General features: G+C 64.7%; 16 protein-coding genes. 11 read left to right on the top strand and 5 right to left on the bottom strand.

Translation table 11 applies throughout. The features are described 5' to 3' along the window. The first annotated feature begins 23 nt into the window (after window positions 1-23). Window positions 24-749: a bifunctional 1-(5-phosphoribosyl)-5-((5-phosphoribosylamino)methylideneamino)imidazole-4-carboxamide isomerase/phosphoribosylanthranilate isomerase PriA gene (gene priA / locus KIH76_RS01145; RefSeq protein ID WP_219068836.1), complete on the top strand. Its 726-nt coding sequence runs from the start codon at window positions 24-26 to the stop codon at window positions 747-749. Window positions 750-814: 65 nt separating this feature from the next. On the opposite strand, the gene KIH76_RS01140 is transcribed toward priA, so the two are convergent. Beyond that, window positions 815-2,266, bottom strand: a complete 1,452-nt coding sequence (locus KIH76_RS01140) for a DUF2252 domain-containing protein (protein WP_219068834.1) — start codon at window positions 2,264-2,266, stop codon at window positions 815-817. A gap of 112 nt (window positions 2,267-2,378) precedes the next feature. Between KIH76_RS01140 and glnA the strand changes: the two genes are divergently transcribed. From glnA to KIH76_RS01110, 6 genes are all read left to right on the top strand, one after another. Further along, window positions 2,379-3,716, top strand: a complete 1,338-nt coding sequence (gene glnA, locus KIH76_RS01135; protein ID WP_163229816.1) for a type I glutamate--ammonia ligase — start codon at window positions 2,379-2,381, stop codon at window positions 3,714-3,716. 9 nt (window positions 3,717-3,725) lie between these two features. Next, window positions 3,726-4,943, top strand: coding sequence for an MFS transporter (locus KIH76_RS01130; protein ID WP_219068832.1), 1,218 nt, complete (start codon window positions 3,726-3,728; stop codon window positions 4,941-4,943). 296 nt (window positions 4,944-5,239) lie between these two features. Beyond that, a complete protein-coding gene (locus KIH76_RS01125; protein WP_236036736.1) occupies window positions 5,240-6,169 on the top strand; it encodes an ABC transporter permease in 930 nt (309 codons plus the stop codon). Next, window positions 6,166-7,167 carry an ABC transporter permease gene (locus KIH76_RS01120; protein ID WP_219068830.1) on the top strand — a complete coding sequence of 334 codons (1,002 nt, stop codon included), beginning with the start codon at window positions 6,166-6,168 and terminating at the stop codon, window positions 7,165-7,167. The genes KIH76_RS01125 and KIH76_RS01120 overlap by 4 nt, the downstream gene beginning before the upstream one ends. Before the next feature lie 137 nt (window positions 7,168-7,304). After that, window positions 7,305-8,975 (top strand): ABC transporter substrate-binding protein, encoded by a 1,671-nt coding sequence (locus KIH76_RS01115; protein ID WP_219068828.1) that lies wholly within the window; start codon window positions 7,305-7,307, stop codon window positions 8,973-8,975. A gap of 137 nt (window positions 8,976-9,112) precedes the next feature. After that, on the top strand, window positions 9,113-10,813 hold the full coding sequence (locus KIH76_RS01110; protein ID WP_219068826.1) for an ATP-binding cassette domain-containing protein: 1,701 nt from the start codon (window positions 9,113-9,115) through the stop codon (window positions 10,811-10,813). Window positions 10,814-10,907: 94 nt separating this feature from the next. Here KIH76_RS01110 and KIH76_RS01105 read toward each other — a convergent pair whose 3' ends face one another. After that, window positions 10,908-11,975: a hemagglutinin gene (locus tag KIH76_RS01105; protein WP_236036735.1), complete on the bottom strand. Its 1,068-nt coding sequence runs from the start codon at window positions 11,973-11,975 to the stop codon at window positions 10,908-10,910. 220 nt (window positions 11,976-12,195) lie between these two features. Between KIH76_RS01105 and typA the strand changes: the two genes are divergently transcribed. The 4 genes from typA (at window position 12,196) to KIH76_RS01085 (ending at window position 17,041) form a co-directional block, all read left to right on the top strand. Beyond that, window positions 12,196-14,124, top strand: coding sequence for a translational GTPase TypA (typA, locus tag KIH76_RS01100; RefSeq protein ID WP_219068824.1), 1,929 nt, complete (start codon window positions 12,196-12,198; stop codon window positions 14,122-14,124). Between the two features lie 187 nt (window positions 14,125-14,311). After that, entirely contained in the window at window positions 14,312-14,917 is a 606-nt protein-coding gene (locus KIH76_RS01095; protein ID WP_236036734.1) for an alcohol dehydrogenase, read from the top strand. A gap of 4 nt (window positions 14,918-14,921) precedes the next feature. Next, window positions 14,922-15,959: a prephenate dehydratase gene (locus KIH76_RS01090; protein WP_219068822.1), complete on the top strand. Its 1,038-nt coding sequence runs from the start codon at window positions 14,922-14,924 to the stop codon at window positions 15,957-15,959. Beyond that, complete coding sequence (locus tag KIH76_RS01085) at window positions 15,953-17,041, top strand: prephenate dehydrogenase (protein WP_219068820.1); 1,089 nt, start codon at window positions 15,953-15,955, stop codon at window positions 17,039-17,041. The genes KIH76_RS01090 and KIH76_RS01085 overlap by 7 nt, the downstream gene beginning before the upstream one ends. A 27-nt stretch (window positions 17,042-17,068) precedes the next feature. Here KIH76_RS01085 and KIH76_RS01080 read toward each other — a convergent pair whose 3' ends face one another. From KIH76_RS01080 to KIH76_RS01070, 3 genes are all read right to left on the bottom strand, one after another. After that, window positions 17,069-17,320, bottom strand: coding sequence for a DUF6725 family protein (locus KIH76_RS01080; protein ID WP_214372885.1), 252 nt, complete (start codon window positions 17,318-17,320; stop codon window positions 17,069-17,071). Window positions 17,321-17,684: 364 nt separating this feature from the next. Then, window positions 17,685-20,618: an ABC transporter permease gene (locus KIH76_RS01075; RefSeq protein ID WP_214372886.1), complete on the bottom strand. Its 2,934-nt coding sequence runs from the start codon at window positions 20,616-20,618 to the stop codon at window positions 17,685-17,687. Next, complete coding sequence (locus tag KIH76_RS01070) at window positions 20,615-21,631, bottom strand: ABC transporter ATP-binding protein (protein ID WP_219068818.1); 1,017 nt, start codon at window positions 21,629-21,631, stop codon at window positions 20,615-20,617. The genes KIH76_RS01075 and KIH76_RS01070 overlap by 4 nt, the downstream gene beginning before the upstream one ends. Window positions 21,632-21,689 lie beyond the last annotated feature (58 nt).

Genomic DNA, 21,689 nt, shown 5'->3' with positions numbered 1-21,689 from the left:
GAACATCAAGAAAGGCTATCATCATGTCACTTACCCTGCTTCCCGCTGTCGACGTGCGCGACGGCAAGGCCGTGCGTCTGCGCCAAGGCGAATCCGGTTCCGAAACCGACTACGGCTCGCCGCTCGAAGCGGCCCGCACGTGGGTCGAATCCGGTGCGCAGTGGATTCATCTGGTCGACCTCGACGCCGCGTTCGGTACCGGCGACAACCGCGCCCAGTTGCGCGAGATCGTGCATGAACTTGGCGACAAGGTCAACATCGAGATGAGCGGCGGCGTGCGCGACGACGCCTCGCTCGACGCCGCCCTGGACGCCGGCGCGGCACGTGTGAACATCGGCACCGCCGCACTCGAGAATCCCGACTGGACGGCCTCCGTGATTCGCAAGTACGGCGAGCGTGTGGCCGTTGGCCTCGACGTGCGCGGACACACGCTCGCTGCCCGCGGATGGGTCAAGGAAGGCGGCGACCTGTTCGAGACGATGAAGTTCCTCGACTCGGTCGGCTGCTCGCGCTACGTGGTGACCGACGTGGCCCGCGACGGCATGATGTCCGGTCCGAACATCGACCTGCTGCGCGAGGTCGCCGAACGCACGGACGCCAAGGTGACCGCGTCCGGCGGCATCAGCAAGCTCGACGACCTGCGCGCGATCAAGGAGCTGGCCGGTCTCGGCGTCGACTCCGCCATCCTCGGCAAGTCCCTGTACGCCCGCGCCTTCACCCTCGAGGAAGCTCTCGAAGTCGCGAAGTGAGACATAATGAAGCCCGGCTCCTCATATGAGCAGCCGGGCTTCGCCATATCATGAATCGCTGGTGATCAGGACGCGCAGGGCAGTTCGCCGGAGTCGATGAGCTGCTTGAACAGCGCGTAGTCGGCGTCGTTCTGGTCCGCGTAGGCCGACGCGAACGACGCGATCGCCTCATCGAACGTCTCGTCCTCGCCCACATACGATGCGATCGCGATGCGGTCGCCGGTACGCGCGTGCGCGTGAGCCAGGCACCGCGCACACATGCGGCCCAGATCGGACAACGCGAGATCGTTGAGATGATCGATGTCGATCGATCCCTTGCCGTTCCAGAACTGACGCACGTAATAGTCGCGCTTGTGACCGTCCTCAGCCATGAAACTCGCCCAGCCGAGCAGCACATCCGCCGTCGACTGGATCAGCTTCTGCCCCTGCACCACGCGTTCGCCGTGCGTCGCGTACTTCGAACGGCCCACGAACCGTTCGAGCACCGACTCGTTCGCCTCCTTCATCTGCAGCATCAGCGGATCGTCGATGTCGCGGCCGGTCAGCACCGACACCCATGCGCGCGTGCCCACCGAGCCGACGCCTACCACCTTGCGCGCCGTGTCATGATACGTGTAATGGCTCAGCACATGGCGGCGATCCTCGTACAGCGAATGACGGTAGCTGTTGAACAGCGTCTCAAGACGACCCTGCAGCGCCTCCAAATCGGCGTAGTCGTGCAGTTCGTTGATCGGCGTCAGCTCCGGCGGCTTCGAACGGAACCGCAACTTGTCGCCGTCGCGGTAGGTGAGTTTGGCGGCCGCACGGTTGGAGTCCTTGATCGCGGCCTTCGCCGCCGCGTCGCGTAGCGTGCGGTTGCGCTTGCCGTTGACCGTGCGCTCGTAATGGTCGAGCGCGGCCTCCACGTCGATGTGGTCGTACCACGCATCCAGATAGTCCATCTGCGAGAACTGCTGCAGATGGTCGCGGTACGAATGCACGCAACGCTTGACCGCCTCACGACGTTCCAGCTTGCGGATGCCGTTCGCGCGTCCGCAGATCTCCACCGACACGGCCAACCGCTTGATGTCCCACTCCCACGGGCCGGTCGTCGTCTCGTCGAAATCGTTGATGTCGAACACGAGGCGCTGCGAAGGGGAGCGGAACATGCCGAAATTGCCGATGTGCGCGTCGCCCACCGCCTGCACGGGGATGCCGGTGACCGGCGTGCGCGCCAGATCGTTCGCCATGATGAGCGCCGTGCCGCGGTAGAACGTGAACGCGGACACGCTCATGCGCTGGTAACGCAGCGGAATAAGATCGGCCACGCGCTGGCGCGACTGCTCCTCCAGCAGGCCGATCACGTCACGACGGTTCTCCTTCACCTGCCACAGCGCGTGGCTCTCCAGCGGCACGCGGAAACGGCGGTCCAGACCGGCCTGCTCGCGTTCGTCGGGGGTCGGGGCCTGACGCCAGGACGTCATGTCGATGATCGGATGGTCGGCATTGGCCGTCTTCAGAATATTGCTCTCGCTCACACTCACAGGCACTACCTTACCGCGTGTCGTTGAACGCCGTCGCCGGCCGATTGGCATCGGGCCCCGGTTTGTTAACGAGGTTCGTAACACGCGAATGGAACCATAGGTCGTTATGGATAAACAGCAGGAGTTTGCGCTGCGCACGGTCGAGGAACGCGACGTGCGCTTTATTCGGTTGTGGTTCACCGATGTTCTGGGCACGTTGAAGTCCGTGGCGATCGCGCCGGCCGAACTGGAGGCCGCGTTCGAGGAGGGGCTTGGATTCGACGGCTCGGCGATCGAGGGCATGACCCGCGTGTCGGAGGACGACATGATCGTCCAGCCCGACCCGTCGACCTTCCAGATCCTGCCGTGGCGCGGCGGCCCCCAAGGCACCGCCCGCATGTTCTGCGACATCCTCACGCCCGACGGCGAGCCGTCGCTCGGCGACCCGCGCCATGTGCTGAAGCGCGCGCTCGCCAAGGCGAAGGAGAAGGGCTTCACGTTCTACGTGCATCCCGAGATCGAGTTCTACCTGTTCGAGCATCAGGACGACTGGTCGAAGGCCCCCACCCCGATCGACGAGGGCGGCTATTTCGACCACGTGCCGCGCAGCCCCGGCATGGACTTCCGCCGCGCCACCGTGAACATGCTCGAGCAGATGGGCATCTCGGTGGAGTACTCGCACCACGAGGCCGGCCCCGGCCAGAACGAGATCGATCTGCGCTACGCCGACGCGCTGACGACGGCGGACAACATCATGACCTTCCGCACGGTGGTCAAGGAGATCTCGCTGGAGCGCGGCATCCACGCCAGCTTCATGCCCAAGCCCCTGGCCGATGCGCCGGGCTCCGGCATGCACACCCATCTGAGCCTGTTCGAGGGCGACGCGAACGCGTTCTACGAGGCCGGCCAGGAGTTCAACATGTCGATGACGGCCCGCCAGTTCGCGGCCGGTATCCTGTACCATGCGGCGGAGATCTGCGCGGTCACTGACCAGTACGTCAACTCGTACAAGCGCCTGTGGGGCGGCAACGAGGCGCCGAGCTACATCTGCTGGGGCCACAACAACCGCTCCGCCCTGCTGCGCATCCCGCAATACAAGCCCGGCAAGGGCAATTCGGCCCGCATGGAGTTCCGCGCTCTCGACCCGGTCGCCAACCCTTATCTCGCGTACTCGGTGCTGCTGGCCGCCGGTCTCGACGGCATCGACAAGCAGATGACGCTCGGTGAGCCGACCAGCGACGACGTGTGGGAGCTCACGGACGCGGAGCGTCAGGCGATGGGCATCCAGCCGTTGCCCGAGTCGCTCGACGAGGCGCTCAAGATCATGGAGAAGTCCGACTTCGTGGCCGACGTGCTCGGCGAGCACGCGTTCGAGTACTTCATTCGCAACAAGCGCCAGGAGTGGGACGCGTACCGTCGCCAGGTTACGCCGTACGAGCTCAAGACATACCTGCCCAAGTTGTAGTATTCTCGCATGGCTCTTTCCAAGAACGCGGGTGCCTCCGGCACCCGCTTTTTTACGCTTCCGGTAGTCGTGCTCATCGCCATCAGCTTCATGCTCGGCATGAGCGAGTTCATCGTCGTCGGCATCCTGCCTGACATCGCCAAAGGCCTGTCCGTCTCCGAGGTCACGGTCGGCAACCTCGTCTCGCTGTTCGCGTTCGTCTACGCGCCCGTCACCCCGCTCGGCTCGGCGATCTCCGCCCGATTCCCGCGCTTCGCCACGCATATGACGCTCATGGGCGTCTTCCTCGCCGGCAACGTGCTGTGCGCGTTCGCGCCGAACTATGCGATCCTCGTCGTCGCACGTGTCATGATCGCGCTCGTCTCCGGCACGCTCGTCGCCATCGCGATGACCTATGCGCCCGACATCACCGTCGACCGGTACCGCACCAAGTTCATCGCATGGGTGTTCTCCGGCTTCTCGATCGCATCCGTCGTCGGCGTGCCGGTCGGCACGTGGATCGCGAACACGTTCGGCTGGCGCTGGACGTTCCACCTGATCGACCTGCTCACCGTGATCCTCATGGCACTCATGGTCGCCGTGCTGCCGCGCAACAGCCATCTCATGAAGGTCGGCTTCCTCTCGCAGTTCCGCCTGTTCTTCGACCGTCGCATCTGGCTCGGCGTGCTCGCCGTGGTGTTCGGCGCCGGCTCCAGCTACGTGTTCTATACGTACCTGACGCCGATCATGCGCGACGAGGTGCGCATCCCTGAACAGTACCTGAGCCTCGGCCTGGTCGTCTACGGCGTCGCCTGCCTGTGGAGCAACCTGCACGCCGGCAAGCTCGCCGAACACGGCAGGGGAGTGGAGCCGCTCTATCATCTGCGTTGGGTGTTCCTCGCGCACGGCGTGCTGCTGTGCTCGCTCGCGCTGGCCCGCGTCATCCCGCTCTACGGCGCGGTGCTGCTCATCGTGCTTGGCATGTTCATGTACCTGTTCAACGCGTCGTCGCAGGTGCTGTACATGGACGTGGCCGCCGAATCGCACCCCGGTTCGATGAACCTCGCCGCGTCACTCAACTCGATGTCGTTCAACATCGGCATCGCGATCGGATCGGCGGTGGGCGGCGTCGTCAATGACACGCTCGGCCTGACCTGGCTGGGACCGTTCGGCGCGATCTTCTCGCTGTGTGCGGTCGTCACGACGATGCTCATGCGACCGTATGTCGGCCGGCGTATCGAACACTGACCCAACCCGGGCGACCGTTACGTGCGGCCGCCCGTTTTTCTTCTCGCGGCGTAAAACGACGAAAAAACGAGACCGGATCTCCCATTGCGGCGGATCATGCCGTACCCTTGCAACACATGCCCCGATAACGGGGTATCAGAAGAATCGATAAGCGTCCAGCGTGTCCGCATGTCGAAGAGTGCTTAACTAACGCTCTAGATTTTTGCAAAACACGCGAGCCGACCATGCCTCCATCCGGATTCGAATACCGGTGGCTGCGGCAGGCGGTCGGACGCGGGAAAGCAGGGAGAACGACTATGACGGAAGCGACGGCGGCGGCCGGTTCGGCATCGTCCGGGCGTGCGGCGGGCAAGGCCGCGTCCCCCTATCTGCGGCCGTCCATCGTGGTCGGCGGCGGCATCGTGCTGCTGTTCGTGCTGCTGGCGGTGTTCGCCGGGCCCTTGTCCGCGATCACCGGCAACGACCCGTACGCGGAGCATCCCGAAGCGCTCGGCGCGGCCTCGGTGCCGAGCGGATTCGGCGGCGGCATCAGCGCGCAGCACTGGTTCGGCGTCACGCCGTTGCGCGGCGTCGACCTGTTTTCGATCGTCGCCTACGGCACGCGCATCTCGCTCGGCATCGGCGTCTTCTCCTCGATCATCTCGCTGGTCATCGGCGTGGCGCTGGGTCTGGTCGCCGGATACTTCCCGGGACTGGTCGACTCGCTGATCTCACGCACGATGGACGTGTTCTTCGGATTCCCGTTCCTGATCTTCGCGATCGCGCTGTCGGCCGTCGTCCCGTCCGGCTTCCCGCGCCCGCTGCTGCTCACGCTCGTGCTCGGCTTCTTCGGCTGGCCCGGCATCGCGCGACTCGTGCGCGGACAGACCCTCACGCTGAGCAAGCGCAACTTCTCCGTCGCCTCCCGCGTGATGGGTGCGTCCCCGGCGCACGTGCTGTGGCACCAAGTGCTCCCGAACCTTCTGCCGCTGCTCATCGTCAACATCACGCTGTCGATCCCCGGACGCATCGGCGCGGAGGCCGGCCTGTCGTTCCTCGGCGTGGGCATGAACCCGCCCACCCCCTCGTGGGGGCGCTCGATCTCCGACGCCGTGCAGTGGGCGCTCGTCGACCCGATGTACCTGCTGTTCCCCGGCATGGCGCTGTTCCTGCTCACCTTCGGCTTCAACCTGCTTGGCGACGGCCTGAGCGACGCCATCGACCCGCGCAAGGGGGTGCGTGCATGAGAATCCTGCAATACATCGGCAAGCGAGTCGCCAGCTCGATCATCGTGATCCTGCTCATTACTCTCGCGCTGTTCCTCATCTTCTTCCTCCTGCCCACCAACCCCGCCCAGCTGTCGTGCGGCAAGCCGTGCACGCCCGAACAGCTGCGTCGCGTCGCCGCGTTCATGGGCACCGATAAGCCATGGTACGAGCAGATGGGCAACTACATCGCCGGCATCTTCGCCGGCCGCACGTTCGGCACCGGCGGCGCGGCCGTCGTGTGCAGCGCGCCCTGCCTCGGCTACTCGTTCCGGCTTAACGAATCCGTCACCCAGCTGATCCTCGACCGGTTCCCCGTCACCGCGTCCATCGCGGTCGGCGCCGCGGTGCTCTGGCTCGTCATCGGCGTCGCCACCGGCGTGTGGGCCGCGCTCAAGCGCGATACGCTCATCGACCGCACGCTGCTCGGACTATCCGTGGTCGGTGTGTCCGCGCCGTCGTACCTGATCGGCCTGCTCACGGTCATCGCGTTCGCGTTGAGCCTGCAGATCTTCCCGTCCGGCGGCTATGTGAACTTCCGCGACGATCCGGCCGGCTGGCTCTACCATCTCATCCTGCCGTGGCTCGTGCTCGCGATCCTCAGCGCCGCCGGCTACACGCGCGTCACCCGCACGCAGATGATCGGCGAACTGAGCCAGGACTACATCCGCACCGCACGCTCCAAGGGCGTGCCCGAATCAGTGATCGTATTCAAGCACGCGCTGCGCAACGCGATGCTGCCGGTCATGACCATGTTCGGACTCGACCTCGGCGGCCTGCTCGGCGGCGCGGTGCTCACCGAGAAGGTGTTCTCGATGCAGGGACTCGGCGCCCTGCTGCTCGACTCCGTCTCGAATCTCGACCTACAGGTGCTCGTCGGCGCGACGCTGTTCGCCGCGGTGCTCGTGATCGTGGCGAACCTCATCGTCGACATCTGCTACAGCCTGCTCGACCCGAGGGTCACGCTGGCGAACGCTTGAGCCGCGGGGCTGCGGGAGTCGGCCTCAGCCGTCCTTACCTCGCAGCCCCTGCGCCTTGTCACACCTTTGAAGGAACCGGCTGCGACCGGTTTCCCGAGAAACCAACAGCACAGAAACAAGAGAGGAAAACCAACACCATGACCAGAAAAATCGCCTTGAAGGCGCTTGCGGCCGGCGTATGCGCCGCCGTGCTCGCGCTGGCCGGCTGCGGCGCGAACAACGCGACCGACACGACGACCTCCGCCACCGGCGAGACCGTCAAGGGCGGCACGCTCAATATCCTCACGTCCAGCACCGAGATGGATCTCGACCCGGCGAAGAGCCAGGGCCTGCCGACCACGTCGAACGGCTACATCTTCCGCCGCCTGACCGCATGGAAGGTGACCGCCAACGGCGAGACCAAGGTCGTGCCCGACCTGGCCACCGACACCGGCACCGCGAGCGACGACGGCCGAACCTGGACGTACACGCTCAAGGACGGGCTCAAGTTCTCCGACGGCACCGCCATCACCTCGAAGGACATCAAGTACGGCCTGGAACGTTCGTTCGCCGACTCGCTGACCGGCGGCCTGAGCTACCACAAGACGCTGCTGGAAGGCGCGCAGGACTACCACGGCCCGTACGACGGCGAGGAACTCGATTCGATCGAGACGCCGGACGACAAGACCATCGTCTTCCACCTCAACGCTCCGTTCGGCGACTGGCCGTGGGTGGCCTCGCTGGCCGCGTTCACCCCGGTTCCCAACGGCAAGGCCCCCTCGTCCGGCTATGGCAAGACCCCGGTCGCCTCCGGCCCGTACATGGTCGAATCCAACGAGGCCGGCAAGCAGGCCGTGCTCGTGCGCAACAAGTACTGGGATTCCAAGACCGACGAGGTGCGCACCGCCGGCCCCGACAAGATCGTGTTCAAGATGGGCCAGGACACCTCCGTGGCCGCGCAGTCGATCATGCAGGGCACCGGCGAAGGCAAGAACTCCTTCCTCTCCGGCTTCGTGCCGGCCGCGCAGCTCGCCCAGGCACAGGCCAACCCGACCTATAAGAAGCTGCTCGCCACCAGCGGCGACGGCGCCCTCGAATATCTCGCCATCAACACCAAGCGCGTGACGAACCTCAAGGTGCGCCAGGCCATCGAATACGCGGTCGACAAGCAGGCGTACCGCACCGCGTCCGGCGGCGAGATCGCCGGCGGCTTCGCCACCACGCTCATCACGCCCGGCATCGCTGGCCGCGAGGAATATGACCTGTACAAGGCGGACTCCACCGGCGATGTCGACAAGGCCAAGCAGCTCATCAAGGAGTCCGGCACGAGCGTGCCGACGCTCAAGCTCGTCACTACGTCCGCCAACGCGGAGAAGGCGTCGTCCATCCAGACCAGCCTCAAGCGCGCGGGCATCGGCGTCGACATCCAGACGCTCAACGACGACGTGTACTCCGATGCCATCACCAACGACGAAGGCGACTACGATCTGGTCATCTCCGGCTGGCAGCCCGACTTCCCGTCCCCGTACGCGAACATCTCCCCGCTGTTCGACTCCTCGCAGATCGGCGGCGGCAACTACAACCTCGCCCGCTACGCGAACGCCGACGTGGACGCCCTGATCAAGAAGGCCACCGAGACGGTCGACCAGACCGAGGCCGGCAAGACCTGGGCCGAAGTCGACAAGAAGATCATGGCCGACGCGCCGGTCGTGCCGCTGATCTACTCGCACAACACGTTCATCCACGGATCCAACGTGACGAACTTCATCATCGGCGACTTCCCGGCATACCCGGACTACACGCAGGTCTCGCTCGTCAGCGCGAACTAGAGTCCGGCATCCGCCGATCCTGGCGTGCGCGTCGGGTACCGGGGCTCCGCAGCCCGGCACCCGGCGCGCACGCCTTGCACCATCCGACCGTTTGCGGCACCCCGTGCCGAGCCGACTGCGAACAGGAGCCAAGCATCATGAACGAACCACGCGCGATCGTGACCGTGGACGGCCTGACCGTCAGCTTCGACGGACGGGACGTGACCCACGGCGTGAGCCTCAAGCTGTTCCCCGGACGCATCACCGCACTGGTCGGCGAATCCGGTTCGGGCAAGTCGGTCAGCGCGATGGCCCTGCCCAGACTCGACCCGTCCGTCGCCTCCGTACGCGGCCGGGCCCTCATCGGCGACCCGTCCGCATCCGGCGGCGACATCGACCTGCTGGCTGCCGACGCGCCGCTGCAACGCATCCGCGGCGAGCTGATCGGCACCGTGTTCCAAGAACCGTCCACAGCGTTCAACCCGGTGTTCACGCTCGGCATGCAGGTCGCCGAATCACTCAAATACCACCAGAAGAACCTCAGCGCCGCAGAACGCAAGCGCAAGGTGCTCGAACAATTGCGCGAGGTCGGCCTCGAGGACGCCGAACGCGTCTGGTCGTCGTACCCGCACGAACTGTCGGGTGGGCAGCTGCAGCGCGTCATGATCGCGATGGCCATCATCAACCGGCCGAAGGTGCTCATCGCCGACGAACCCACCACCGCGCTCGACGTGACCACACAGCAGGCCATTTTGAAACTCATCTCCTCACTGGCCCGGGAACTTGACCTCGCGGTGCTGCTCATCACGCACGACATGGGCGTCGTGTGGCAGGCAGCGCAGGACGTGTACGTGATGCACGACGGCGTGATCGTCGAACAGGGGAGTGTCGAGCACGTGTTCCGCGCGCCCGCCGACGACTATACGAAGATGTTGCTCGCCGCCGTGCCGCGACTGCACGTGGATGACGATGATGCTGCCGACGACGGCTCGGACGGCGGGTCCCGCGGCGAGGGCGTTGCACGGGTCGGCGAACGTGTCGCCGGTGCCGGTGCGCCCGCCGACGAACAGAGCGAGGAGAGCGCCGCGCTCGCCGGAGGCGAGACGATCGCCTCGCTGAACGACGTCGCCGTCTCCTACCGGCACGGCAAGGCCGCGGTCGAACACATCTCGTTCGACCTGGTCGCCGGCCGCACCCGCGCGCTGGTCGGCGAATCCGGCGCCGGTAAAACCACGATCGCCAAGGTCATCTCCGGCCAGCTCGCTCCGAGTTCCGGATCGGTGCTCATCGCCGGTCAGGATCTCGCCAAGGCGCACGGCCGGCGCAAGCGTGAGATCCTCTCGCATATGGGATACGTGTTCCAAGACAGCGGTTCGGCACTGAACCCGCGCAAGACGGTCGCGTGGAGCATCAGCGAACCGATGAGCGTACAGGGCGGCTTCAGCGAAGCCGACAAGCGCCGTCGCATCGCCGAACTGCTCGATCAGGTCGAACTGCCCGCCGACGCGGCCGACCGGTTCCCTCACCAGCTGTCCGGCGGCCAACGCCAACGCGTCGGCATCGCCCGCGCGCTCGCGTTGAACCCGTCGCTGCTCATCGCCGACGAACCCACCTCGTCGCTCGACGTGACCGTGCAGCGCAAGGTGCTTGACCTGCTGCGCCGTCTGCAGCTCGAACACGGGTTCGCGTGCCTGTTCATCACGCACGATCTGGGCATCGTGCAGGAGGTGTCCGACGTGATTACCGTGCTGCGGCACGGGCATATCGTCGAAAGCGGCGTGACCGGCCACGTGCTGCGTTATCCCGAAGCCGACTACACGCGCACGCTGCTCGCGGCCAGCCCCAAGATTGAGCTGTGATATCAAACCGCGATTTCCTGTGATTTCCGGGCCGGCGACCCGCCGCCGAACGGGCCCGCCGGTCCGTCGGACAAGTCCGGCAGCGGCACCGCCGTCACCGCATCGAGCCGAACCAGCTTTGGTAGATGATCGCGAAATTGCGGTTGCCATAGCTCGAGCACGCGTCGCCCTCGCCCACGCCGGCCGCCAGCGCCGCGTCGTTCGGCTGGTACGGCGTGTAGATGTACAGCAATGCGGTCGCCTTGTTGTCGATGAACACGTTCGTGCCGCCGCACGCCTTGTTCGGATGGTACTGGATGAAGTTCAGCGCGTTCGCGTGGTAACCGTACCGGTCCTCATGCGCGACGTAGTACTGGTAGCGTTTCGCCGAGCCGTACACCTGCTTGAAGAATCCGGCGTATTCGGGATCGCAGTTCGCGTCGTCCGGGCAGCTCAGTCCCATCGCGGACTTGTATTGGAAATCGGTGATCTCGGTGGCCGTGACGAGATGCTGCTCCTTCTGCAGGACGGTGAGCAGGATCTTCTGGCTGATGCCGCACGCCTTGCCGGCCTTGTAGATGATCGCCGCGGCCGTCTCGTGCTTGGCGCCGGCGTACGCCGAACAGTATTCGTCGGCCGGCTGGTCGGTGGTGTCGAACGTCTTCGACTTGAGACAGTCCTTGCCGGAGCATGCGGCCCCCTGCTCGTCGAGGAACGACTGGATTTCGGCCTGACTCAACGCGTTTGCGTTGAAGAACTGGCCGTCGGAGATGATGTCGCCCGGATCGAAGTCGTAGGTCTTCACCAGCTCGGCCTGCCGCGCTTCGGCCGCGCGCACCTCGATGCGCCACTGCACGAAGCGAACGGTGCCCATCGCCAGCGCCATCACGCAGATGATCGTGACCAGCGAAACCAGCGTGGCTTTGATCTTCTGGCCGAGCGTCGCCTTGGCCCACCATTGTTTCGGGCTTGTGATCCTTGCCGCCCTTGTTGTTCTCGTTCCGCGTGCGGATTTTGGACGTTTGCTTGCGCCCCTGCGCTTGGTATTGCGCGTCGCCGCGGTCTTGGCCGTCTTCGTCTTCTTGGATTTGGCTGTGCCGGCCGTGCCGCCGCGCGTCTGCTTCGCGGTCGTCTTCGCCTTGTCTTGAGTGCCCTCGCTGCCCGGCTTGGTCTTCTCGCTCATTGCCGATGCCTTGCTTGTCTTACGTTTCGTATCCCTAACCTGTGCCATCGCGCAGCATTGTAGCGCCGCACGCTGGGCGGGCCCCGTTCCGTTCGCGCATCTCGGCCGGCAGGTCGAAGCGTATGGGTATGCTTGTGACGGTTTGTGTGCATATAGGTGAACCAATTACCGTACCGAAGAATTACGCAAGCAACGACAATCGATATTAAGAGAGGTTTCGATGGCGGTTCGTGGTGATATTCGAAATGTGGCGATCGTGGCGCACGTCGATCACGGCAAGACCACGCTGGTGAACGCGATGCTCCAGCAGTCCCACGTGTTCAACGAGCGTGAGGAAGTGCCGGATCGCGTGATGGACTCCAACGCGCTCGAACGCGAGAAGGGTATCACCATCCTCGCCAAGAACACGGCCGTCGAATACACCGGCCCGCTGGCCGCCAAGTACGGCTACCCGGATGGCATCACGCTCAACATCATCGACACCCCCGGCCACGCCGATTTCGGCGGCGAGGTCGAGCGCGGCATCTCGATGGTCGACGGCGTCGTGCTGCTCGTGGACGCGTCCGAAGGCCCGCTGCCGCAGACCCGTTTCGTGCTGCGCAAGGCCCTCGAGGCCAAGCTGCCGGTCATCCTGTGCGTGAACAAGGTCGACCGTCCGGACGCCCGCATCGAAGAGGTCGTCTCCGAATCCACCGACCTGCTGCTCGGCCTTGCGCAGGACGTCGTCGAGGAAGGCATCGATCTCGACCTCGATCACCTGCTCGACCTTCCGGTCGTCTACTGCGCCGCCAAGGCCGGCTACGCGTCCGCCAACCAGCCGGAGAACGGCGCCCTGCCGGACAACGACAACCTCGAGCCGCTCTTCGAGGACATCATCAAGTACATCCCGGCCCCGGAGTACGAGGAAGGCGCGCCGCTGCAGGCCCACGTCGCCAACATCGACTCCTCCGACTTCCTCGGCCGACTCGGCCTCGTGCGCATCTACAACGGCACCCTCGAGAAGGGCAAGAACTACGGCCTGTCCCGCGTGGACGGCTCGCTCGAGAACTTCCGCGTCGTCGAGCTGCTGCGCACGCAGGGTCTCGAGCGCCAGCCCGTCGAATCCGCGGGCCCGGGCGACATCGTCGCCGTCGCCGGCGTCAACGACATCATGATCGGCGAGACCATCGTCGACCCGAACGATCCGAAGCCGCTGCCGCTCATCCACGTCGACGACCCGGCCATCTCCATGACCTTCGGCGTCAACGACTCTCCGCTCGCGGGCCGCGAAGGCAAGGACCACAAGCTCACCGCCCGTATGATCAAGGATCGTCTCGACCGCGAGCTCATCGGCAACGTGTCGATCAAGGTGCTGCCGACCGACCGTCCGGACGCGTGGGAGGTGCAGGGCCGTGGCGAACTCGCGCTGGCCGTGCTCGCCGAGCAGATGCGCCGCGAAGGCTACGAGCTGACCGTCGGCCGTCCGCAGGTTGTCACCAAGACCATCGACGGCAAGATCAACGAGCCGATGGAGAACACCACCATCGACGTGCCGGAAGAGTACATGGGCACCGTCACGCAGCTCATGGCCGACCGCAAGGGCCGCATGGACTCCATGTCCAACCACGGTTCCGGCTGGGTGCGTCTGCAGTTCACCGTGCCGTCGCGTGGCCTGATCGGCTTCCGCACCGCGCTGCTGAGCGCCACCCGTGGCACCGGCATCGCCTCCTCGCTGTCCGCCGGCTACGCGCCGTGGGCCGGCCAGATCGTCACTCGCCAGAACGGCTCGATGGTCTCCGACCGCGCCGGCGTGGCCACCCCGTACGCCATGCAGCGTCTGCAGGCTCGTGGCATCTTCTTCGTCGAACCGCAGTCGCAGGTCTACGAGGGCCAGGTCGTCGGCATGAACAACAAGCCCGACGAGCTCGACGTGAACATCACGCTTGCCAAGCACATGACCAACATGCGTTCCTCCACCGCCGACGTGCTCGAAACCCTGACCCCGCCGGTCAAGATGAGCCTCGAGGAGTCGCTCGACTTCGCCAACGAGGACGAGTGCGTCGAGGTCACGCCGGAATCCATCCGCGTGCGCAAGATCATCCTCGGCCGCGAGGACTGGTACAAGTGGCGCGCCAAGCAGCGTCGTCAGAACAATCAGGCCACGAAGTGACCTGCTTGTTCTGACGACCTTCGCGGGCGCCTGTAGCGCGCCCGCTCACTTCGCCTACGGGAGACCCACCGGGTCTCCCGCTTCACGGCTCAGCAGAATAACCAGGCCAACAAGTAGTCCTGATTATTCGGACATGAATTGAGCGAAAGGGATCGCGAATGCGGTCCCTTTTCCTATACTGGAACGCATGACTTTGCACAGGGCATCAAGCGACATCGAACAGCTGCCGTGGTCGTACCGGTTCGGGTATCCGGTTCGGCTGCTCATCACCGTGGCGGCCGGCGTCGGCGCGGCGGTGATCGGCACGTTCGCGCACCGTATGGGCGCGTCGATGAACATTCCGTACGGGCTGGTGCTCGCCTACATGATTCTCGGCCTGTCCACATGGTGCGCCCGCTCGCGGTGCGGCATCACCGGACTGGCGATGCATCTGATCGCTTCGACCACGACCGCATGGATGATTGCGGCCGGCAGCGGCAACGACGCGCTCACGCCGATCGGATTCAACAGCGACAGCATGCCGTATTTCAGCCAGAAGGCCGGCTACCTGTGGCTGATCGGCATGATTATTGTGCAGCTCGCGTTCGCGTTCATGCCTCCGACATGGTTTCGCCTCGACGCGCCGAAGACCGCACAGACCGCAACATTTGATTCGGCAACGACTGCGGATTCGTCCGAACACGATGGGGAATCGGCCTCGACCGATGACGCGTACGACGATACGCAATCTGATCCGTCCGGCGATGCTGTGACTGGGAATGATCGGTCCGACTCCGCATCTCAGGAACAGTGATCTCATGACCCGCATACTGCACTATCTCGGCCCGCAAGGCACGTTCACCCATCAGGCGGCGATCAGCGCGGCTTCTGTGCTGCGCCCGCTCGAACCGGACGGCATCACGCTCGCCGCCGAACCGGACGTGACCGCGATCCTCGACGCCGTGCAGACCGGCGGCGATTGGGGCGTGATCGCGTGGGAGAACAACATCGAAGGCTATGTCGTGCCGAATCTTGATGCGCTCATCGACTCGCGCAACGTGGCCGCGTTCGCCCGGGTCGGCGTGGACGTGTCGTTCGACGCGTTTGTCAGGGCCGGCGAGACCGACGATCACGGCGCGGATAATAATCAGGTCGTTGCATCCTATGCCGACGAACTGATCGCGAACTGCACGACGATCACCGCGCACCCCCACGGGCTCGCACAGTGCAGGCGATTCGCTGCGGACCATCATCTCAAAGCCGTGCCGGCCGCGTCGAACGGCGCCGGTTGCCGCGATCTCAAACCCGGTCAGGTCGCGCTCGGCCCATCCATCTGCGGCGAACTGTACGGGCTGACCCGCGTCGCCACGGCGGTCGAGGACTATCCGGGCGCGCACACCGAATTCCTGGTGCTCGCTCCGCGCGACGAGGTCGCGGAACTGTTGGCGAGGATGCGGGCCGATACGACCGAATTCGAATCCGTCGTCGCGTTCATCCCGCTGTACACCGGTCCGGGCGTGCTCGCCAATCTGCTTGATGTACTGCGCGACGCGGGCCTGAACATGACCAGCTTCATCTCCCGCCCGATCAAGGGACGCGACGGCACATACAGCTTCATCGCGACGATGGATGCCGCGCCGTGGCAGGAGCATTTCCGCGCCGTGCTCACCGAAGTCGCCGAACATGGCGACTGGGTGAAAACGTTGGCCGTCTACCCGCGCCGCGAACGGCCCAGCCCGCCCGTCTACGCATGGTCGCTGCCCAACGGGGGAGTGCGGCTTGACTCCGATAATGTGAATGACTCGAGCAATGCGTGGCAGGACGACGATACGACACGAAAGGAGCTGCTGTGGTAGCTGGGAACGACAACGTACGCAACGGTGATGTTCGTGTGACCGTCGAAAATGTGCATGACGGTACGGATTCGGCTGGCATGACCGATATGACCGTCGGCATCGTCGGACTCGGCCTGATCGGCGGCTCGTTGGCGCGGCGGCTCGTGCGGCGCGGCGTGCGAACGATCGCATGGAATCATCGTGACCATCCGTATGCGCAGGCCGAGGCCGACGGTATCCGCTGTGTACCGACGTTGGCCGAATTGGCCGCGGCGAAACCGGCCGTGATCGTACTATGCAATCCGCTCAAGGCCATGCCGGCGATTCTGGCCGTATTGAAGCCGGTACTCGATCCGGCCGCGACCACGCTCACCGACGTGGGCAGCGTCAAAGGCATGGTGCGCGACCAAGTCGAAGCAGCCGGACTGGAGGAGTGCTACGTCGGCGCGCATCCGATGGCCGGCAACGAACTGTCCGGGTGGCAGGCCGCCGATCCGGCACTGTATGACGATGCGCTGTGGGCGGTCACCGTGCGTGATGACACTGCATACGCGCGTTGTCATACCGTGATGCGACTCATCACCGAAGGCGTCGGCAACCGTGTGATCGTACTCAACGATACGGTGCACGATCAGGCCGCCGCGTTGATCTCGCACATGCCGCACGTCGTCGCGACCGCACTCATCAACCAGCTGACCGACGATCCGAACCGCAACATCGCCGCCGCGCTCGCCGCCGGATCATGGCGTGACATGACGCGCGTCGCGCTGACCGACCCCGACCGTACGAGGGCGATGGTCGACGAGGACGCGGCGAACGTGGAGGCATTGCTGCGGTCGGTGGCTGTTCGTCTGACGGCCGTGGCCGATGCATTGCACTACGGTGACGACGATGCGATGACCCGCTTCTTTACAGACGGCCAGCCATTCCGTGACTACAAGATGGCTCAGCGATCGGCAACCGTGTGCTACGAGGAACGTGACGTGCCATTCGATCCGCCGCACTGGCAGACCGATCTGCTGGCATCTGCGCGTCGTGGCGAACACATCATCGGATTCGCCAGCGACCATGCCGTTCGAGTGCAGGTGCGCTCCGCGGTGTAGGACCGCACCTGCACGTGCCCATGACTGCTACGGGCGGGTGAAATTCCGTTCGGGGACGGGCTTCAGGGTGATGATCGTATCCGCGTCGATGCTTACCCGTTGTGCGGGGCGTGAGCCGTTGGCGGCGGCGTCGCGCGACAGTTCGAGCAAATGCCCGTCCCACGAGAGCACGTGTCCGACGTAGTCGCGGTACTTCATACGATGATCGACCGGATCAACGCCTTCGGACACGCGCACCACTACGCGCGCATGGGCGGGAATCTCATTGGGAATCGGCATGATGGCCTCCTTCGGCGATGAACGTGTCTTCCATCGTAACCCGTCAAAGCCCCCTCAACGTGGAGACGAGGTGAATATGTTGGCGCGTGTATTGCATGTGGTATCGCGCGTTGCGCGATGCGGTGTTTGTTTGGCGGCCTACCGGCCGCGACGCTCCCTCAGTCAGCCTACGGCTGACAGCTCCCTCAGCCGAGGGAGCCGAGGCTCCGCCAGCGTCATACGTGATGGAATATGCGCTGCCGCCTGCTTAACGGCAAGGTGATTTGGTTGCTTTTGACGCAATAACAACCGTATCTGAGTCCATGATCGGACCATGTGACTCGGTTACGGCCGTAATCATTTTCAATCGGGGAACGACAGCCGATCAGTCGGTGGCGACGGCGTTGAGGACGGGGACCTTGAGGGCGCGGCGGGCCGGCGGCAGGGCGGCGATCACGCCGATCACGATCGACAGCGCCAGGAACGCGCCCAACTGGCCCCATGGCACGCTGAGCTTCTCCAGACCGTTCGACTGGTACACCTGCTGGATCACCGCGCCTGCGCCCGTGCCGACCACCACGCCGAGCAGCGTGCCCAACACGGCGATCATCGCCGCCTCGATCGCTAGCATGCCGCGCACCTGCATGCGCGACGTGCCGATCGCCCGCAGTAGACCGATCTCACGAGTACGCTCCGAGACGCTCAACGCCAAGGTGTTGACGATGCCGAACACCGCGATCACGATCGACAACGCCAGCAACGCGTACAGGATAATGAGAATCTGATCGACCATCGTGCTCATCGTCGACTTGAACTCCTCGCGATCCTGCACGTTCACCACGTAATACGATTTCACCGCGTCGACCAGCCGCGTCTTCAGCTTGGCCGTATCCACGCCGGACTTCGCATTGATGAATAGCATGATCGTGAACATCGTGTACTCGTTGGCGATCTTGCCGGCCAGCGCATCGTTCATGAGCACCATCGACCGGTACACCGAGTTCTCGATGATCGCGCCGACCTTCGCCTGCACATGAGTCTCGACGGTTTTCGTCTTCACCAGCGTGGACGGATCCACGTTCTTCGCATCCTCGGCCACTTGTTGTGCCTCGGCGGCCTTAGCCTGTGCGCCGGCCGTGTCGCCGGCCGCCAGCAGCGTCTGTGCCTGGGTCTGCAAACCGGCGATCTTCTGCTGCACCTGCGACTGATACTCGGCCTGCGCCTTCGCGGTCGCCTCTTCGTTGACCACGATCTGCCGGCCGTTGACCGTGACCGTGTCGCCGACCTTCCAGCCGTTGTCCTTGGCGACCGTAATGCCGACGACCAGTTCTCCGTCTCGCAGCGCACGATCCGCGTCTCCCGCATTCGTGACCGGCGCGAACACTTCGGTGAACAGCGACGGCTGCTCCGCGAACGTCATCGCGGACGATTTGTCGTCGCCGGAACCGTACGTGACACCGAGCAGCATGCGCGACTGCGAGACGGAACCTACGCCGTCCGTCTTCTTGATCGCGTCGATCGCGGCGTCGGGAATACGACCGCTCGAAGCGGACATGGCCGAAAAATCGGATTTGAGACCGCTGTCGACGATGCCCGCGACCGACGCTTTCGCCGACGAGGCGACCACGCCCAGACAGCTTACGATCGCCACGCCCACGAACAAGGCGGCCGCCGTGTTCGCCGTACGCCGCTTGCTGCGCGCCAGATTACGCATCGCCAGTCGGCCGGTGACGACAAATACGTGCGCCGGAATCCAGCCGAGCACCACGCTCGTCGGCCCGACCAATGCCGGGGCAAGCACGATCACGCCCAACACCACGAGTCCAGCGCCCACGCCGAGCGGCCACCCGGTGCCCAGTGACATACCCCAATCATTCAGCCAATTCCACGGCGAGATCGTTACCGTATCATCGGCCTTCGCCAATGCGATGCGCCAGCAGAACAGCCACGAGAGAGCGCCGCACGCGATCATCAGCATGCCCGCCACGCCACGTGGCCACACCGGCTTCTCCGGATTCACCGTCTCGTTCATCGCCTGAATCGGCGGGGCCATCGCCGCACGCCGCGCCGGCAGCGCCGCGCCAAGCAACGTCACCACCACGCCGACGACCAAGCCGACCAGCATATCCGACGCGCTCGGGTCGACCGCGCCGGTCATCGGCATACCCATCCGATCCATGCCGAACACGATCAGTCGCACCATGCCCCAGCCGAGTCCGATGCCGCACACCGAACCGGTCAGGCCGAGCACGATCGCCTGCACGATCACCGTGGAGAACACCTGCATGGGGGAGGCGCCCACCGAACGCAGCAGCGCGTAGCCGCGCATCGACTCGCGCACGATCATCGAGAACGTGTTCGCGATGATGAACGAGCCGACGAACAGCGCGATCACCGCGAAGATCAGAATCAGCGGCTGGATGAAGCCGAGCGCCTTCTTGGTGGCCGCCGCACTGTCGTCGCGCACCTGCTGGCCGGTGACCGCGCGGGCCTTCGACCCGGCCGGCAATGCCTTGTTGATCCGGTCGGCGAGCGTTTGCTGCTGGGCGACGGTCAGCGGCTTGCCATCGTTGGCGGAACCGTAGACGCCGATGTTGCGCACCATGTTGATCTGACCGGTTTCCTGCTGGAAGTAATCCTTGGCGACGTTCGGCGCAAGTCCGACGATGATCGCGCCGGCCTGGCTGGAATCGGTGGAGAACAGGCCGACGACCTTCACGTCGGCCGCACCGTCCGGATAGACGAGCTTGGTCGTGTCGCCGATCTTCAGTCCCGCGGTTTCGGCGGCGAACGTATGCAGCGCGACCTCGTTCTTGGCCTTCGCCCAACGGCCGTCGGTGAGCGTGGCCGACCGCCACGTGCCCTGGCTCAGACCGAGCGCGACCGTGGGCGCTCCGGTGGTCGACGCGGCGTTGCCGTCCTTGCCGACGAGCACGATGCCGGACACGGAGTAGGTGATCGCGACGGTCTTCACGCCGTCGACCTTGCCGATCGTGTCGGCCAGCGACGCGTCGATGCGGTTATAGGTCTTGGATGCGTCGGACGAGGACGACGAGCCGGATGCCGACGATGATGAAGATGAAGACGATGATCCGGACGACATCGCCATCATGTCGTCCGCGGTCTTGTCCTCCTTGCTGCCGCGCACATACACGTCCGCGTCGGAGTTCGAGGCCATCATCTGGTCGACCTGATTGCCCATCATCTCGCGGAAGCAGAACGAGCCGACCACGAACGACACGCCGAGCGCGATCGCGATGATCGACATGATGAAGCGGCCGAAATGGGCGCGGGCGTCGCGCAAACCGATGCGGATCATGCGCGCTCCTCGGAAGAGATCTCTCCGCTCGCTGCACTCGGTCGAGATGACAGGGAGGGTGCGCTCGGTCGAGATGACGGGAGAAGGTCTCTCGAGCGAGATGACGGGGAAGGTTCGCCAGGAGTCGTATCCTCATTGTCATTTCGACCGGAGCGCAGCGGAGCGGAGAAATCTTCCGCCGCCTCATCGCCCTCGCCAGCGAACACCTCGAGAATCTCGTCATACGTCGGGTGCCGCAGATCCTGCGTGATGCGGCCGTCGGCCAATACCAGCACGCGATCCGCATACGAGGCGGCGCGCGGGTCGTGCGTCACCATCACGATCGTCTGACCATACTCGCGCACCGAATCCTTCAGGAATCCCAGCACTTCGCGACTCGAATGCGAATCGAGATTGCCGGTCGGCTCGTCCGCGAAGATCACGCTCGGCCGCGCCATGATCGCACGCGCGCAGGCCACGCGCTGCTGCTGGCCGCCGGACAGCTGGCTCGGCCGGTGCGTGAGCCTTGAACGCAGCCCGACCACGTCGACCACCTTGTTAAACCAGTCGAGATCGATCGGTCGCTTCGCGATCTGCAACGGCAGCAGGATGTTCTCCTCGGCCGTCAGCGTCGGCACCAGGTTGAACGACTGGAAGATGAACCCGATCTGGTCGCGGCGCAGCCTGGTCAGCTGCCGCTGGTTCATCGAGGACACCTCGAGCCCTTCGACCACAACCTTGCCGCTCGTCGGCTGGTCAAGTCCGGCCATGCAGTGCATGAGCGTGGACTTGCCCGAACCGGACGGTCCCATGATCGCCGTCATCTGCCCGCGCATGAACTCGACATTCACGTGGTCGAGCGCGACGACCTGCGAATCCTTGTCGCCGTAGGTCTTGGTCAGGTCGATCGCACGGGCGACGACCTCGTCCCCGTCCTGGCCGGCGGGCGTGATTCGGGCACGTGCCGGTCCGCGGGACGCCCCTGCTCCGATCGATGCCGATGATGTGCTGTGCGTGGCAGAATGACGTCCCATATCGTCCCCGTTTCCCGTCGATGATGCTATGCATAGTGTATAAGGAGACGGGTATGGT

The sequence above is a fragment of the Bifidobacterium simiiventris genome (assembly GCF_019331715.1).
Lineage (GTDB): Bacteria > Actinomycetota > Actinomycetes > Actinomycetales > Bifidobacteriaceae > Bifidobacterium > Bifidobacterium simiiventris.
This window is presented reverse-complemented; position numbering and strand designations above follow the sequence as displayed.

What these genes read in the sequence shown, in the direction of transcription:
- priA (WP_219068836.1), top strand. Translation starts at nt 24, where the DNA reads ATGTCACTTACCCTGCTTCCCGCTGTCGACGTGCGCGACGGCAAGGCC.
- glnA (WP_163229816.1), top strand. Translation starts at nt 2,379, where the DNA reads ATGGATAAACAGCAGGAGTTTGCGCTGCGCACGGTCGAGGAACGCGAC.
- KIH76_RS01130 (WP_219068832.1), top strand. Translation starts at nt 3,726, where the DNA reads ATGGCTCTTTCCAAGAACGCGGGTGCCTCCGGCACCCGCTTTTTTACG.
- KIH76_RS01125 (WP_236036736.1), top strand. Translation starts at nt 5,240, where the DNA reads ATGACGGAAGCGACGGCGGCGGCCGGTTCGGCATCGTCCGGGCGTGCG.
- KIH76_RS01120 (WP_219068830.1), top strand. Translation starts at nt 6,166, where the DNA reads ATGAGAATCCTGCAATACATCGGCAAGCGAGTCGCCAGCTCGATCATC.
- KIH76_RS01115 (WP_219068828.1), top strand. Translation starts at nt 7,305, where the DNA reads ATGACCAGAAAAATCGCCTTGAAGGCGCTTGCGGCCGGCGTATGCGCC.
- KIH76_RS01110 (WP_219068826.1), top strand. Translation starts at nt 9,113, where the DNA reads ATGAACGAACCACGCGCGATCGTGACCGTGGACGGCCTGACCGTCAGC.
- KIH76_RS01105 (WP_236036735.1), bottom strand. Translation starts at nt 11,975, where the DNA reads ATGAGCGAGAAGACCAAGCCGGGCAGCGAGGGCACTCAAGACAAGGCG.
- typA (WP_219068824.1), top strand. Translation starts at nt 12,196, where the DNA reads ATGGCGGTTCGTGGTGATATTCGAAATGTGGCGATCGTGGCGCACGTC.
- KIH76_RS01095 (WP_236036734.1), top strand. Translation starts at nt 14,312, where the DNA reads ATGACTTTGCACAGGGCATCAAGCGACATCGAACAGCTGCCGTGGTCG.
- KIH76_RS01090 (WP_219068822.1), top strand. Translation starts at nt 14,922, where the DNA reads ATGACCCGCATACTGCACTATCTCGGCCCGCAAGGCACGTTCACCCAT.
- KIH76_RS01080 (WP_214372885.1), bottom strand. Translation starts at nt 17,320, where the DNA reads ATGCCGATTCCCAATGAGATTCCCGCCCATGCGCGCGTAGTGGTGCGC.
- KIH76_RS01075 (WP_214372886.1), bottom strand. Translation starts at nt 20,618, where the DNA reads ATGATCCGCATCGGTTTGCGCGACGCCCGCGCCCATTTCGGCCGCTTC.
- KIH76_RS01070 (WP_219068818.1), bottom strand. Translation starts at nt 21,631, where the DNA reads ATGGGACGTCATTCTGCCACGCACAGCACATCATCGGCATCGATCGGA.